The sequence below is a fragment of the Kutzneria sp. NPDC051319 genome (assembly GCF_040682195.1).
Classification (GTDB): domain Bacteria; phylum Actinomycetota; class Actinomycetes; order Mycobacteriales; family Pseudonocardiaceae; genus Kutzneria.
Map to the genome: position 1 here is coordinate 164,811 of NZ_JBFBAM010000014.1, position 14,191 is coordinate 179,001.

Annotated in this window: 15 protein-coding genes; 9 read left to right on the forward strand and 6 right to left on the reverse strand. The window is 70.8% G+C overall.

Translation table 11 applies throughout. The features are described from left to right. The first annotated feature begins 43 nt into the window (after nucleotides 1–43). A complete protein-coding gene (locus tag AB0M73_RS17220) occupies nucleotides 44–2,041 on the forward strand; it encodes a hypothetical protein (RefSeq protein ID WP_363891580.1) in 1,998 nt (665 codons plus the stop codon). Between the two features lie 94 nt (nucleotides 2,042–2,135). Here the strand turns inward: AB0M73_RS17220 and AB0M73_RS17225 are convergent, their stop codons facing one another. Together AB0M73_RS17225 and AB0M73_RS17230 are read right to left on the reverse strand one after the other, a co-directional pair. Further along, complete coding sequence (locus AB0M73_RS17225) at nucleotides 2,136–3,029, reverse strand: alpha/beta hydrolase (RefSeq protein ID WP_363891581.1); 894 nt, start codon at nucleotides 3,027–3,029, stop codon at nucleotides 2,136–2,138. Nucleotides 3,030–3,065: 36 nt separating this feature from the next. Next, the gene (locus AB0M73_RS17230) at nucleotides 3,066–3,527 is read right to left on the reverse strand and encodes a cupin domain-containing protein (RefSeq protein WP_363891582.1); all 462 of its coding nucleotides are present in this window, start codon (nucleotides 3,525–3,527) and stop codon (nucleotides 3,066–3,068) included. A gap of 58 nt (nucleotides 3,528–3,585) precedes the next feature. On the opposite strand from AB0M73_RS17230, the gene AB0M73_RS17235 reads away from it, so the two are divergent. Beyond that, the gene (locus AB0M73_RS17235; RefSeq protein ID WP_363891583.1) at nucleotides 3,586–4,215 is read left to right on the forward strand and encodes a TetR/AcrR family transcriptional regulator; all 630 of its coding nucleotides are present in this window, start codon (nucleotides 3,586–3,588) and stop codon (nucleotides 4,213–4,215) included. 217 nt (nucleotides 4,216–4,432) lie between these two features. On the opposite strand, the gene AB0M73_RS17240 is transcribed toward AB0M73_RS17235, so the two are convergent. Further along, complete coding sequence (locus tag AB0M73_RS17240) at nucleotides 4,433–5,023, reverse strand: expansin EXLX1 family cellulose-binding protein (protein ID WP_363891584.1); 591 nt, start codon at nucleotides 5,021–5,023, stop codon at nucleotides 4,433–4,435. On the opposite strand from AB0M73_RS17240, the gene AB0M73_RS17245 reads away from it, so the two are divergent. Beyond that, nucleotides 5,013–5,189 carry a hypothetical protein gene (locus AB0M73_RS17245; protein ID WP_363891585.1) on the forward strand — a complete coding sequence of 59 codons (177 nt, stop codon included), beginning with the start codon at nucleotides 5,013–5,015 and terminating at the stop codon, nucleotides 5,187–5,189. The two genes, AB0M73_RS17240 and AB0M73_RS17245, sit on opposite strands and share 11 nt — an antisense overlap. Before the next feature lie 419 nt (nucleotides 5,190–5,608). Here the strand turns inward: AB0M73_RS17245 and AB0M73_RS17250 are convergent, their stop codons facing one another. The 3 genes from AB0M73_RS17250 to AB0M73_RS17260 all read right to left on the reverse strand — a co-directional run bounded on the left by AB0M73_RS17250 (nucleotide 5,609) and on the right by AB0M73_RS17260 (nucleotide 8,924). Next, nucleotides 5,609–6,865, reverse strand: coding sequence for an aldose epimerase family protein (locus AB0M73_RS17250; protein ID WP_363891586.1), 1,257 nt, complete (start codon nucleotides 6,863–6,865; stop codon nucleotides 5,609–5,611). A 281-nt stretch (nucleotides 6,866–7,146) separates the two neighbouring features. After that, entirely contained in the window at nucleotides 7,147–7,800 is a 654-nt protein-coding gene (locus AB0M73_RS17255) for a response regulator transcription factor (RefSeq protein ID WP_363891587.1), read from the reverse strand. Next, a complete protein-coding gene (locus tag AB0M73_RS17260; protein ID WP_363891588.1) occupies nucleotides 7,800–8,924 on the reverse strand; it encodes a histidine kinase in 1,125 nt (374 codons plus the stop codon). The genes AB0M73_RS17255 and AB0M73_RS17260 overlap by 1 nt, the downstream gene beginning before the upstream one ends. A 120-nt stretch (nucleotides 8,925–9,044) precedes the next feature. On the opposite strand from AB0M73_RS17260, the gene AB0M73_RS17265 reads away from it, so the two are divergent. The 6 genes from AB0M73_RS17265 to AB0M73_RS17290 all read left to right on the forward strand — a co-directional run bounded on the left by AB0M73_RS17265 (nucleotide 9,045) and on the right by AB0M73_RS17290 (nucleotide 14,163). After that, nucleotides 9,045–10,136, forward strand: a complete 1,092-nt coding sequence (locus tag AB0M73_RS17265) for a DUF418 domain-containing protein (RefSeq protein ID WP_363891589.1) — start codon at nucleotides 9,045–9,047, stop codon at nucleotides 10,134–10,136. Then, on the forward strand, nucleotides 10,111–10,341 hold the full coding sequence (locus AB0M73_RS17270) for a hypothetical protein (RefSeq protein ID WP_363891590.1): 231 nt from the start codon (nucleotides 10,111–10,113) through the stop codon (nucleotides 10,339–10,341). The genes AB0M73_RS17265 and AB0M73_RS17270 overlap by 26 nt, the downstream gene beginning before the upstream one ends. An 84-nt stretch (nucleotides 10,342–10,425) precedes the next feature. Then, nucleotides 10,426–11,181 (forward strand): nuclear transport factor 2 family protein, encoded by a 756-nt coding sequence (locus AB0M73_RS17275; RefSeq protein ID WP_363891591.1) that lies wholly within the window; start codon nucleotides 10,426–10,428, stop codon nucleotides 11,179–11,181. Nucleotides 11,182–11,219: 38 nt separating this feature from the next. Further along, nucleotides 11,220–12,221: a macro domain-containing protein gene (locus AB0M73_RS17280; protein WP_363891592.1), complete on the forward strand. Its 1,002-nt coding sequence runs from the start codon at nucleotides 11,220–11,222 to the stop codon at nucleotides 12,219–12,221. Then, nucleotides 12,209–13,066: a hypothetical protein gene (locus AB0M73_RS17285; RefSeq protein ID WP_363891593.1), complete on the forward strand. Its 858-nt coding sequence runs from the start codon at nucleotides 12,209–12,211 to the stop codon at nucleotides 13,064–13,066. The genes AB0M73_RS17280 and AB0M73_RS17285 overlap by 13 nt, the downstream gene beginning before the upstream one ends. After that, a complete protein-coding gene (locus AB0M73_RS17290; protein ID WP_363891594.1) occupies nucleotides 13,063–14,163 on the forward strand; it encodes an NAD(P)-dependent alcohol dehydrogenase in 1,101 nt (366 codons plus the stop codon). The genes AB0M73_RS17285 and AB0M73_RS17290 overlap by 4 nt, the downstream gene beginning before the upstream one ends. Nucleotides 14,164–14,191: the final 28 nt, after the last annotated feature.

Here is a 14,191-nt window from a genome sequence, read left to right on the forward strand (position 1 = left end):
TGTTCTCCGATCTGGACTTGCCCTGGGCCGCCAAGGAGTGCTCATGACCCCGGTGTACCTGCCGAGCCAGCATGCGAGCCTGCACGACCTGCCCGACGATCCCGACACCCTGCGCGCGGTGCTGGCCGTCGCCGTCGCGAAAGCCGTCGCCGGCCAGCAGCCGGACGGCAATCTGGAGGATCCGGCGGCCGACGACGACATCGGTGACATGACGCTCGGAGTCGTCTCGCTGCTCTGCCTTGCCTGGCACCGCGCTGACCGTCGGGACGCCGAACTGGTCGCCGCCGCTCGTCGCGGTACGGACTTCTTCCTGGCGCACCGGGTGTTCCGCACGGACAACCCGGGAGAGATGTTCCTTCGGGTCCGTGACAGCGGCCTGCCCCACATCCGCTACCTGCCCGCCGCCGGCGAACATCCTTTCGGCGACTGGCCGAGCACCGTGTGGGGTCTGCTGCACGCCGTCAACGTGCTGGACATCGGGCGCGGGCTGCTGACCGACCAGCAGCACGCCGACCTGACCGAGGTCGCTGTCGGGCTGTGGCGTTGGCTCACCGAGGCGAGTCTGTTCAACCCGCAGCAGACCGCCAACCAGGCGATCGGCGCGGTGGTGGCCGGACTGACGCTCGGTCGACATCTGCGTGCTCGCTCAGGTGTCCACGAGGGCGATCGGATCGCGGCTGAGGCGATGTCCCTGTACGACAAGGAGATCCGGTCGGCACGACTCCTCGACCGGGGCTTGCGGCTGCCGGCGGAACACGGCGCCGGCCATGACCAGAACTACCTTCCGATTTCGCTGACGTTCCTGGCCAGGGCGTTCCAGGTCAGCGGCGAGCAGTGCTTCCTCGACGACGGCGACGAGATCGCCCGGTACCTGGAGGGCCGCTTGTCCAGCCGGGGCTTCGACTTCGGGGGACCCCGTTACAGCGAACAGCATTGCGGCTGCGAGGGGATGCTCGGGCTGCGGCTGTTCAGCACCAGGATCGGCGCCGACATCGGCCGCTATCTCGGCGATCGGCGGGTCGCGTACTACTGTGCCGGCCCGTCCGGCGTCCCGAGTGGACACTTCGCGTTCGCCACGGTCTGGTTCTGGCTGGATGACCGGCGGTGGCATCGCGGTCCGAGCGACGCCGTCGTCCACACGCCTTTTTCGCTGCGTCAAGGCCGAACTTCGGTGTCGTTCACCGGCCAGTTGACGCCGTACCTGATCGACGTGGGCGACACGGTCGCGATCGAGTCCGTCGTGGACCATCAGCACGGGATCGGGCCGCTCGTGCGGTATCAGGACGGCAAGCGCATGCTGCTCACCCGTGCGCTGGGTCCGATGCGCACCCGCGAGGGCACCGGCGCCCGACTGGGCGCCAGGCTGGTGACGAAGGCGGTCGTGACCCGCGACCAGGTCATGCTTGCTGTGCAACAGTTGTTCGTATCCGACGGCGCCCGGTTGCACGTTGTCACCGTTCTCGACCGCACGGCGTTGCCGGCTGACGCCGAGGTGATGTTCCTGGCCGGACTGCCGTATGCGACCGCCGAGGGCGACCGGCAGCGCAAGATCGTCGAGGTGGCCGCACCCGGCGGCGGGCCGTTCGACCTCGGCCGGCCCGGCAAGGTCCTGGCCACCAGCGGCACGCTGGTGGCCGGCGGCCTGGCCATCACTGCCGGCGCCCGGCTGCGGGTGATCAATCCGCCGGCCGGCCGAGCCCACGTCAACAGTCCGCACACCGTCGGGCTCACCCAGGAGCAGGTCGCGTTCGAGCTGACCGACGACCCGCGCGGCTACGGCAATCCGGACGCCGGCTGGCAGCGTGTCGCCCAGACCAACCTGGTGCTGGCCGACCGGATCGCCGACGCGCCCTCCGACCTAGCGGTGTTCGCGGTGCGGTACGGGCCGGCCGACGAGGTGACCGCGGCCGGTCCGATTCCGGTGTCCGCCAGCCGGACTGCCGACGGCGTGCGGGTGCTGGCCCCGGATTTCACCGCGCTGATCGGACATCCGTCGGGCGACGCCCATGGCGAACCCGTGCTGCGGGTGACCGCTCGATGACCCCCGCCGTCCTGCGGGTCGGACTGGCTATGCCCGATGTGGCCGGGGCCAATCTCGTAGGACATGGGTCTGACGTTTCTCGCTCCCTACCGGTTCAGGCGGCCCAGTTGCGGGTGATGAATGCGGCGGCCGCGTGCAGGGCGTGGTCGGCGTCGTCGAGCAGGGCCGCGAAGCCCTGGAAGACGTGCGGCACCCGCGGCCAGACCTGGAGTTCCACGAAGACGTCGTGGTCGGCGGCGCGCGCGGCAAGCCTGACGGCGTCGTCGAGCAGGATCTCGTGTGAGCCGACCTGGATGAGCAGCGGCGGCAGGCCGGTGAGATCGGCGAAGATCGGGCTGGCCAACGGCGTGGCGGCGTCGCGTTCGCCGAGGTAGTCGTGGGCGCGGGTGCGCAGGCCTTCGGCGGTGAGCGCGGGATCGACGTCGGCCTTGCTGGTCGCGCTGGCACCCGACACCGTCAGATCGGTCCACGGTGAGAAGACCACGGCCGAGGAGGGCTGCGGGAGGCCGGCGTCCTTGAGCGCGAGCAGGGTCGCGGTGACCAGGCCGCCGCCGGCGGACTCGCCGACGAACGCGATCCTGTCGCTGGGCAGGCCGTCGTCGAGCAGGGCTCGGTAGGCGGCCACGGCATCGTCGATGGCCGCGGGGAACGGGTGCTCGGGCGCGAGGCGGTAGTCGACCGAGACGGCCCGGGCCCCGACGCGCCGGGACACGTCCGCGGCCAGGCCGACGGAGTCGGCAGCCGAGCCGAGGGCGTAGGCGCCGCCGTGGAGGTAGAGCACGGCGACCGACGGGTCGATCCCCGGGGTCTCGACAATCATGACGGGCACGCCGCCGAGTTCGCCCCGCTTGGCCAAGACGTCCTCGGGCAGCGGCGCCGCGGAGATCATCTCGTGGAAGATCACGCGCTGCTCGGCGACGTCGCCGCCGAGGTCGAGCGGGGCGTGGCGCAGGAGTTCGTCGAGAGCTTGGCGCTGCTGCTGGGTCATGGTGGCCCTCTTCGAGCTGGTGGGGAACGGCTCAGGTCAGCGCGGCGGGCCCAGCACGATGTTGCCGTACTTGTCGGCGATCGCCGGGTCGGGCTTCACCTCGAAGCCGGGCGGGCGCGGGGTGGACTTGTCCCGCCCGGTCTCGCGGAACATGCCCTCGATGCCGGCCGGCGTGTTGATCATCAGCAGGTCGGCCTTCTTCGAGGTGATGCGGTAGCCGTGCGGGACCCGCTTGGGCAGGAACACCACACCGCCCTCGGCCAGCTCGTACTCCTGGTCGTCGCACCACACCAGGGCGGTGCCCTTGATCAGCAGGAAGATCTCGTCCTCGTGCAGGTGCTGGTGGTACGGCGGCGCCTCGCCCTCGCTGACGTCGAAGCGGCCCATCATGAGCTGGCCGCCGGTGGCCGCCGCGTCCAGCAGGATCGCCAACGTGCCGCCGTCGAGCCAGTCGAGTTGTTGCTGCTGCTCGGGTTGCGCGAGGTAGGCCATGCTCATTAACCGGACGATATCGTCCGATTGATCGGACTGTCAACGGACCGGCATCATCGACGCCGTGATCGAGCGACGCGACAACGACGGCGTCCGGCAACGGGAGCTGCGGCGGGACGCGGCGGACAACCGGGACCGGGTGCTGGCCGCCGCCGGCGCCGCGGTCCGCCGGGAGGGCACGGCGGTGCCGATGGCCACCATCGCGGCGGACGCCGGAGTCGGCATTGGCACCGTCTACCGCCACTTTCCGTCCCGCGAGGCGCTGCTCGGCGCGCTGACGCATCGATCGTTCCAACTCGTGCTGGACGCGGTCACCAGTGCCGCCGAGGCCGATCGGCCGGGAATCGAGGCCGTGCGCGGCTTTCTCGACCGGACCATCGAGCACGGGCCCGATCTCGTGCTGCCCCTGCACGGCGGGCCGCCGGTGCTGGACCCGGACACCGTCGCCCTCCAGGCCGAGGTGCACCGCCGGCTCGGCTCCCTGCTGCGCCGGGGCCAGTGTGACGGCACGATCCGGAGCGACGCGCGCACTGCCGATGTCGTGATCTTCGGCGCGCTGCTGGCCCAACAACTCCCCCACGTCCCCGACTGGCACCGCACCGCGCGCCGGCTCGTTGACATCTACCTGGCCGGTCTGGCACCGACAAACCCGGGCCGCTCCGACATGAGCCGCCCCGAGTTTGATGGAGACTGATGTGCCCTGAGTTTCGTGGAGCCGGCTCGCTGGACTTCACGAAACTCAGGGCACATCGCTCTGGTCGGCATCAGATGGTCGATCTTGTTGTCGCCCGGGTCGGATTTCGGTTCAGTTGTCACTTCTCGGCGTACTCGGTCACCGCGGCGGCTGGCGTCGTGTCAGGCGCACGGCTCCCAGGTCAGGGTCCCCGCGCGCCGGAGTGGCCGGCAGCCGGTCAGTGGCCGGCGAACTGCACGTTCGTGGCCTGGAGGACATCGGGCTTGACCGGCAGGGCGGCCACAACCAGGCGCTGGCCGTATATGTCGGTGAGGGCGATCGGCTTGCCACAACCGGCGCCGCTCTCGGACAGGAAGTAGTTGTAGTCGGCCCGGTGCAGCGGCTGCCACTGCCCGCCGACCTGGACCTCCATGCGGGCCACGGGATTGCGGTGGTCGATGACCTGGATCCCGCACCACCACTGGGTGGAACCGGTCTTGTAGCGAATCGAGATGTTCTTCGACAGGGCCGGGCTCACCAGCGTCCAGGTGATCGGAATCTCGCCCGCGACCGGCGGAGCCAGCCGGGCGAACGCCGCCGCGCTCAGGTCCAGCTGCCCGACCCGGCACGGCGCCGGGCAGAGGTTGGTGATCCGCACCGTCAGGCTGGCCCCGCCGGCCGCCTGAACCAGCACATAGGCGCCGCAGGCCTGGGAGCCCTCGAAGTCCGTCGAGTTCATCGCGGCGGTCAGCGGGTCGGGGCCGGGGTCGTACGAGCACGCGCCGCCGCCGTCGGAGTCGTAGAACGTCGCCACGCCGGTGTGGGGCACGCCGGGCTCGATCCTCCCGGCCGGTGACGCCCCGGCCGCGGCGGACGACGTCGTGCTCGAAGTCGTCGTCTTCGAGGCGGTGCTGGTGGTGGTGCTGGCCGGCGGCGTGGTCGAGGTGGACGTGGCCGAGGGCGGGGCTTTCGCCTCCACCACAGCGATCGGTTGACCCGCGATGGCCGTCCGGCCGCTCAGGGCGACCGCGCCCGCGGTTCCCGCGACCACAATCAGCAACGCGGCCACTCCGGCCACGGACCATCTTCTCGGCAACACGAACTCCTATGCGAAAAGAGAAAGGCGACGTCGACCGCGTGACCGCGCCAAACCGTCGGCGACCGGGCAAGCCTCGTATCCCCGAAGTGGGGAGGCGTCACCGGCGAGTGCAGGCCGGCCCCCGTTCATCGGCTTCTCATCCGGCCGGCCAGCGGGTTGTCGAAATTGTCGAAGATCGGTGCGGTTGAGACCTGCCAGCCTGGTTCACAACGTGACCACCACCCGCCGAACGTCCTTCTCCGGAAAAGATTCCTGCCGTGCGCGGAAGTGACCGAACAACGACCATGCCTCTGGTCCCCGCTGGAGCGTCGGCGCTCATGGAGCCACAGCGAGTTCGAAGGCCGTGGTCTGGCGGTAGACCTCGCCGGGGCGGAGCACGGTGCTCGGGAAATCCGGCCGGTTCGGGGAGTCTGGGAAGTGTTGCGGCTCAAGGGCGAAGCCGGCGCCGCGATGATAGGGCCGGCCGCTGGTGCCGATCAGCTCCGGCGTGAGGAAGTTGCCCGAATAGAACTGGAGGCCAGGCTCGGTCGTCCACATGGTCAGCTGTCGTCCGGTAACCGGGTCATGGGCCCGTGCGGCGAAGGACAGCGGGTCGGTGCGGTCGAGCACCCAGTTGTGGTCGTACCCCTGTCCGATCGCCAGTTGTGGATCCAGGGTGTCGATCCTGGCGCCGATCTCGGTCGCGCGGCGGAAGTCGAACGGCGTGCCGTCCACCGGCGCCGGCTCGCCGATGGGGATCAGGTTTTCATCGGTTGGACAGAATCGGCTCGCGTTGAGCACCAGCGACTGTCCGTAAACGTCGCCCGTGCCCTCGCCTGCGAGGTTCCAATACGTGTGATTGGTCAGGTTGAGCACCGTCGGCGCGGCCGCGGTGGCACGGTAGGTGATGCTCAGCCGGTCGCGCGCCTCCAGGCGATAGGTGACGTCGGTGGTCACCGTCGCGGGAAAGCCCTGGTCCCCGTCCGGGCTGACCAGCGTGAGCCGTACCCCGACGCTCACGGTGTCGCGGATCTCGGTCGCCGGCCACACTCGGGTGTCAAATCCCGCCGGACCGCCATGCAGGCTGTTCTTCCCGTTGTTGAGGGGAGTCCGGTAGACGACGCCGTCCAGGGTGAACCGGCCGCCGGCGATCCGGTTGGCGTACCTGCCGATCAGCGCCCCGAGGAAGACCCTGGCCGCGCCCGGCTCGTTGTTGGCGACATAGCCCTCGAGTCCGGCGAACCCAAGCACCACATTGCCCGGCAGCCCGTCGCGATCCGGCGCCTCCAGCGACTGGATCACCCCGCCGTAGTCGAGAACGCGCACGGTGAGCCCGCCGGGCCACGCCAGAACGTACCGATGGACGTCGGTGTCCCCGACCCGTCCGAAGAACTCCCGGCTGAGTTCGGGCGCCGTCGCCGTGAAGCGGGCCATCAGACGAACTCCTCGCTGGTTCGGTCCAGGGGCCGGCGAGTTCCTTCTGCCCGCTCCGACGCCGCCGGACAAGTTGTTAGCGCTAACACAACGCCGCCGCGTCGACAGTAAGATCCGCAACGGCCAGCGGTCAAGAGCACGCGAGATCTCCCCGTTCATTCGGCTACCGCCGCGCGGACCCTGCGGGGCTCGAAAAGTCGTCGCTACAGCTCAGGCCACGTATCGATCGTCGCTGACGACTCCGGCGAGGACTCGAGTCCGTAAGAGGCCGCAGGCCTTGACCTTCAGGCACGGCCCAGCGTTGCTGCTGCCCTGTAGCCGGGCGATGACTACGCAGGTGCCACCCGTCCCACGGATTGATGACGGCACCACTGCCGCTGCAGACCGTTTCCGCGCGCATCCGCTCATGCCGGGCGGAGGAAGTGGTTCCGCGACGGCCGTCAGGTGGCGCGCAACAGGCCGTTCTCCCAGGCCCATACGGCGATCTCGACGCGATTGCGCAGGCCCAGCTTGTGCTGGACGCCGGCGACGTGGCTCTTGACGGTGCTCAGCGAGATGAACAGCTCGGCGGCGATCTCCTGGTTGGTGCGGCCACGGGCGACGGCACGGGCGACCTCGGTCTCGCGGTCGGACAGGGCGCGGGGCGCGCCGCTGCGGGAGGTGGTGATGGCGGTGAGATGGCGCAGCAGGCGGACGGTGATCGAAGGCGAGACGAGGGCGTCGCCGGCATGGGCGGCGCGCACGGCTTCGACCAGCAGGGCGGGACCGGCGTCCTTGAGGACGAAGCCGGCGGCACCGCCGTGTAGGGCGCCGTAGACGTACTCGTCCAGGTCGAAGGTGGTGACCACGACCACCCGCAACGGATCCACGACGCCCGGACCGGCCAGGGCGCGGGTCACCTGGATGCCGTCGACGCGAGGCATGCGGATGTCGACCAGGCACACGTCGGGGCGCAGGCGTCGGGCCAGGGCGACAGCTTCGAGGCCGTCGGCGGCCTCGCCGATCACGGTGATGTCGGGCTGGTCCTCCAGGATCAGCCGCAACCCGCGGCGGATCATCGCCTGGTCGTCGGCCAGCAGCACGGTGATGCCCATCAGCGTCGGCCCGCCGGAACGGGCAGCCGGGCGACCACGGACCAGCCGCGTTCTGGACCCGGACCGGCGGTGAGCGTGCCGCCGAGGGCTTCGACGCGTTCGCGGAGTCCGATCAGTCCGTAGCCGCCGCGGTGTCGCATGGCCGGCGCCGGGGCGTCGTCGGCGACCTCGACGGCGACATGCCCCGGTTCCTGGCTCACCTGCACGGTGGCGCGACCGGCGTTCGGGGCGTGCCGGACGACGTTGGTCAACGCCTCCCGCACGACCCGGTGGACGGTGCTGGTGATCTCGTACGGCCACTCCGACTGGTCTACGGGCAGCTGCAGGCTCACGGCGGGCCCGTGCCGGGCGAAGCGGCCCACGAGATCGGCAAGGTGCTCGGTCCCGGCCGGCGCGGCGTCGTCGGCCTGACGCAGCAGACCCACGACCCGGCGCATCGCGATCAGCGCCTCGGAGCTGGCCGTCTCGATGTCGGCCAACGCCTCGTCGAGCTGCTCCGGATGCCTGCGGCGGGCGATCCTGGCGGCCTGCGCCTGCACGACAACGCCGGTGATGTGGTGGGCGACGACATCGTGCAGTTCCCGCGCCAACTCCAGACGTTCGTCGCGGCGAACCTGGTCGATCACGGCCAGCCGGCGGATCCGGCGCAGCCTCAGCGCGAGGCCCGTGGCGACGGCCAGCAGCCAGCCCAGCCCATTGGCCAGGACCACACCCGAGTGCAGGGGCGAACCATGCGCGGTGAGCAGACTGCCCGCGGCCACCGCGAGACCGCCGACCGCGACGCCGGTCACCGGTAGCGGCGGCAGCGTCCGGACCGCGGCGGCCACCAACACCGAAAGCGCCAGGGCCATGGCGGGCCCTGGTTCTCCCGGCCAGCCGGTGAATCCCGCGACGGCAACGGCAACCGCGGCCACGGCCAGCGCCGCGACCGCCGGACGGGCCGGCTCACGCCGTCCCAACAATGCGATGCCGCACACCACGGCCCCAACGGCCAGGTCGAACTGCCAGTAACCCGCGCCCCAACTCGTCGCGATGCGCACAGCCTCAAAGCCGAGCGCGGCAGTGAACACCACCCCGAACACGACATCTGCAGCGGTCCTCGCCAGCCGCCCCCACACGTTCACGCGGCCAGGCTACGGAGTCGTGCCCGGGGCGGAGCACTGGCCGAAAGTACGAACGCGGGCCCGTCAATCGTGCTTTGCCCTGATGTCGACGGTCGGTCCGGCTGGCCAGGATCAACGGCCATGTCCACCCAAGATGCTCCGGTCGACCGCGGTCGAATCGTGGCCCTCGACGTCGTCCGCGGGTTCGCACTGTGCGGGATCCTGCTTGCCAATGTGCAGCCGATAGCCGCCGAGGGAGGGTTCGCCGCCACCTCGGGACCGGTGGTGGATCCCGCCGGGTTCGGGCTGTTCGTGGAACAGCGCTTCATGCCGATCTTCTCGCTGCTGTTCGGTGTCGGCTTCTCGCTCCTGCTGCGCGCCGCCGCCGGCCGCACCCCCAGCCCTCGACTGCTTCTGCTGCGCCGGTTGCTGGCGTTGCTAGTCGTCGGTGTGGCGCACTTCGTGTTCCTGTGGCACGGCGACATCCTGTCTACCTACGCCGTCATGGGCTTGCTCGTGCTGCTGCCTTCCACCTGGCTGCCTCGCGCCGCCGTCGCCCCGCTCGGCGCCACCTTCCTCGCCACATCACTGCTCACCGGCGACGGCCGCTTCACCTACGTCGCCGGCCTGTTCCTGCTCGGCTCCGCCCTGGTCCGGTACGACGTCATCGACCACTCCGTCCGGGGTGTGCGCCTGGCGGCCCCGGTGCTGGCCGTCGCGGCCGTGCCGGCCCTGTGGTGGCAGTCCGGTCTCTCGTCCACCGACCGCCACTTCCCGCTGGCCCTGGCCCTGGCCGGCCTCCTGCTGGCCGGGTTCTACATCTGCTTGATGCTTCTCCTGCTCCGCACCCGCTTTGGGCCCGTGCTCGTGACCGTGTTCGCGCCGCTCGGCCGAATGGCCCTGACCAACTACCTCACCGCCACCGTCTTGGTGCTCGTCATCGGCCGCCTGATCGGCGGCCACCCCGAGGCCTGGACCGCCGGCGCCGTCGTGGGCATCGCCGGCGGCATCCTCGCCATCCAGTGGCTCTGGTCAACCCTGTGGCTGCGCCGCTGCCACTACGGACCCGTGGAGTGGCTCTGGCGCTGGGCAACGTGGCTGCGCCGCCCACCCCTGCGTCGCCGTCGCACCGGGTCCGCATTCGTGGGGGTGCGCGGTGGCGCCAAGAATGCGGATGCGCCGGCCAGTGTGCCGGGTGGGTGCAGGGGTGCTCGCCGAAATCGACCATCGTGAAGCCGGCATCGCCGGTGAACAGGAACACCTGTTGGAGATCGGTGCGGTGCACTGCGGCCACCGACTCGGGCGACAATCTGGCGCGCAGAGTGCGGAAAACGACCACCTCGAGTCCGAGGTGAGGCCTTTCGGAGTTGCTGAAGCCGGATTGGACGACCGGATCCCGCGGCGTGACGTGTCCACTTTTGACCACCACGATTCCTGAATCTACCTCGTACCGCCGCCCTTGCCCGGGCAGATTGGTCACGGCGGGTGAACGGGCCCGCGGACCAGACGAGGGAGACCGACGGTGGACAACAAAGAACTGGTGCTCAAGGCCGCGGGCGAGCTGTTCGGCGAGCGGGACACGACGGCGGTCGACCGGTGGGTCGCGCCCGGCTACCGGCAGCACAGCTCGTTGGCCGCGGATGGCCCAGAGGCGCTGCGCGACTTGGTGGCCGGGCTGCCCGACGGCTTCCGCTACGAGCTCGCCCGGGTGATCGCCGACGGCGACCTCGTCGCCCTGCACGGCATCTACCACGGCTTCGGCCCCGAGCCTCTGGTCGCGTTCGACCTGTTCCGAGTGGAGAACGGCAAGCTCGCCGAGCACTGGGACGCGCTGACGCCGGTGGTCGGCAAGACCGCCAGCGGTCGGTCGCAGACCGACGGCGCCGCCGCGCCCGCCGCGTTGGCGGACACCGAGGGGAGCCGCGCGGTTGTCGCCGAGTTCGCGCAGCGCGTGCTCATCGACGCCGATTACTCCGTGCTCACCGACTACATCTCGACCGAGACCTACCTCCAGCACAACCCCGAGGCGGCCGACGGCCTGGACGGTTTCGGCGCCGCCGCCGCGCGCTGGGCGGCTGATGGCAAGAACCTGGCCTACAAGACCGTGCACCGGGTCGTGGCCGAAGGCGATCTCGTGCTGCTCCAGTCGGAGGGCGAGTTCGGCCAGGCGGTCGCCTACTGGGACCTGTTCCGGGTCGACGGCGGCAAGATCGTCGAGCACTGGGACGTCATCGCGCCGGTCCCGGCGGAGCTGCCGCACCGCAACGGCCTGTTCTGAGCCGGCGGGCGAAACGACTGGCACGAAAGCGAACCATCATGGTCATCGAGCGAGGGGCCGTCATCGGCGGGCAGAGCGTTTCCGCCGCGGGCCGGCGCACCACCGAGAACGTCAATCCCCACCCGGGCAGGCCGGCCAGCGACCTCCGCGTCAGCTTGCCCCTGGGCGCGTACCGCGAAGCCATCCTCCTCGACCGGCCGTTTCAGCCCACGGCCCCGCCCGCCTCGCCGGAGCTGCTCGACGGCATCGCGGAAGCCGCGGTGCGGGCGCTCGGCCATGGGGCGAGCACGTGGCGGAACACGGGGCTCACGCCCCGCCAGGTGTTGCGCGCGGTGCTCACGGTCCGGATGCCGGAGCCGTTGGAGCCGCACGTCGCATTGCTACTGGACGCGTTGCTGGGCGGGGAACGCGCACTGCGCATGGCAGCGGACGCGCTGGCCGTGCCCACGGTGGCGGAGATCTGGCCGGCGACCCGATATCCGGCCGCCGATCTGACGGCGCTGTGGCGTGGCGACATCACGATGCTGCGGGCCGACGCGGTCGTCAACGCCGCCAACCGTGCACTGCTCGGTTGCTTCCGGCCGATGCACAACTGCGTGGACAACGCTGTCCACGCCGCCGCCGGGCCGTGGCTGCGCGAGGACTGCCACACGATTGCGACTGCGCAAGGGGCGCCGGAGGCGACCGGCGCCGCGAAGATCACCCGCGGGTACCATCTGCCCGCCCGCTACGTGGTGCACACGGTGGGGCCGATCGTCGACGGCCCGCTCGAGCCGTGGCACGAACAGGCACTGACCCGGTCGTACCGAGCCTGCCTCGATTTGGCCGCGGAGGTCGAGGACATCCGCACGGTCGCGTTCTGCGGCATCAGCACCGGCGTGTTCGGCTTCCCGAAGGCTCGTGCCGCCCGGATCGCCCTCGACGCCGTCGCCGACTGGCTCGGCACGCGTCCCACCCGGTTCGACCGCGTCGTTTTCACCACTTTCGCCTCGGACGACGACGCCGCATACCAGGAGCACCTAGCCACATGGACGATCTGACCCGCACGCTGTCCCGCTGGTTCGACGAGGCCGACCACGTGCTGGTGGCGGCGGGCGCAGGCCTCTCGGCCGCCGCAGGTTACGACTACGCCGACACCGGCCGGTTCGCCGAGCTGTTTCCGGTCCTGCGCCGGCTCGGACTGCGTGCCCGCTACCAGCTGATCGGCCTGCCGCTGCCGCCGCACCTGCTGTGGGGCTACTGGGCGGTGCACGTCGACGACATCCGCTTCGGCCCGGGGACCGCCACGGTGTACGAACAGCTGCGCGAGCTGGTCGGCGAGCGGGACCACTTCGTCTGGACGTCCAATGTGGACGGACTGTTTGACCGCAACGGCTTCGCACCGGAGCGGGTCTGGACCCCGCAGGGCGACTACGCCCGCTACCAGTGCGAACTCCCGTGCAGCGGCGAGACCTGGCCGAGCCGGCCGATCATCGAGGCCGCGTTGGCCGCCTACGACCCGGCCACCGGCGCGGTCGCCGACGACGCCATTCCGGCCTGCCCGAACTGCGGCGGAGCCGTCTTCCTCAATGTCCACAAGGGACCCGAGTTCATCGGCGAACCGTACGACGCCACCGGACGAGAGCTCGCCGGCTGGTGGCGAGGCCTGCCCGCCGGCGCGCGCCCGCTGGTGGTCGAGATCGGCGCCGGACTCAGCACCCCGTCGGTGGTTCGCTGGCCGGTCGAGGCGGCGACCCGGCTCGTGCCGGGAGCTCGGCTGGTCCGGATCAACACCGCACACCCCGAGGTGCCGCCGGACCTGGAAGGCCGCGCCCTCGCCGTGCCGAGGGAGGCCACCGGGTTGCTGGCGGATCTCGCCAGCACCTACCGAAAGGCGAGGACATGAAGATCACCGCCGCGGTGGTGGACGAACTGCACGGCTCGTTCGGCCTGCGTGATGTGCTGCTCGACGAACCCCGGCCGGGCGAGGTGCTGGTCCGGGTCGCCGCGACCGGGATCTGCCACACCGACTCGATCACCCGCCACGGCGATCTGCCGTTCCCGCTGCCCGGCGTGCTCGGGCACGAGGGTGCCGGCGTGGTGGAAGCGCTCGGGCCCGGCGTCGACCACGTCCAGGTGGGCGACCACGTGGTGCTGGGCTGGCCGTGGTGCGGGGCCTGCCGCAACTGCCTCGACGGTCAGCCGCGCTACTGCCTGCGGCTGACGGACCTGCTGGTCGGCGGTCGCCGTCCAGACGGGTCGACCGCGCTGCGCGACCTCGACGGGACGCCGTTGTCGAGCCACTTCTTCGGCCAGTCCTCGTTTGCCACCCGGGCGGTTGTGCCGGCCCGCGGGCTGGTCCCAGTTGCCCCGGACCTCCCGCTCGACCTGCTCGGGCCGCTCGCCTGCGGGCTGTCGACCGGCGCGGGCGCGGTGCTCAACGTGCTGCGTCCGCACGCCGGCTCCGCGCTTGTCGTCTACGGCGCGGGCTCGGTCGGGCTCGCCGCGATCATGGCGGCCCGCAACACCGGCGCCACGCGGGTCATCGCCGTCGACCGGCACGCCTCGCGGCTTTCGCTGGCCAGCCGGTTCGGCGCCACCGACACGATCGAGGCCACCGGCACCGACCCTGTCGCCGCGGTGCACGAGATCTGCGGCGGGCCGGCCGACTTCAGCCTGGAGTGCACCGGCGTCGTCGCCGTCTGCCGCCAGGCCGCGGACTCGGTCGGCATGCGCGGGGTCTGTGCGCTCGTCGGCGGCGCGCCGGCCGGCGCCACGATCGAGCTGGACCACCTGAGCACCTTGTGGGGCAAGCGGATCATTGGCATCCTCGGTGGCGAGGGGCGGAGCATCCCGCTGATCACCACCTTGATCGAGCTGCACCGCCAGGGCCGCTTCCCGTTCGACGAGCTGGTCACCCATTTTCCGTTCGAGCGCATTGAAGAGGCATTCGCCGCCGCGCACTCCGGCGCGGTGCTCAAACCGGTGCTGCGCATGTCATGAGCCCGGCACCGAGCGGGCGGCAGCGGTC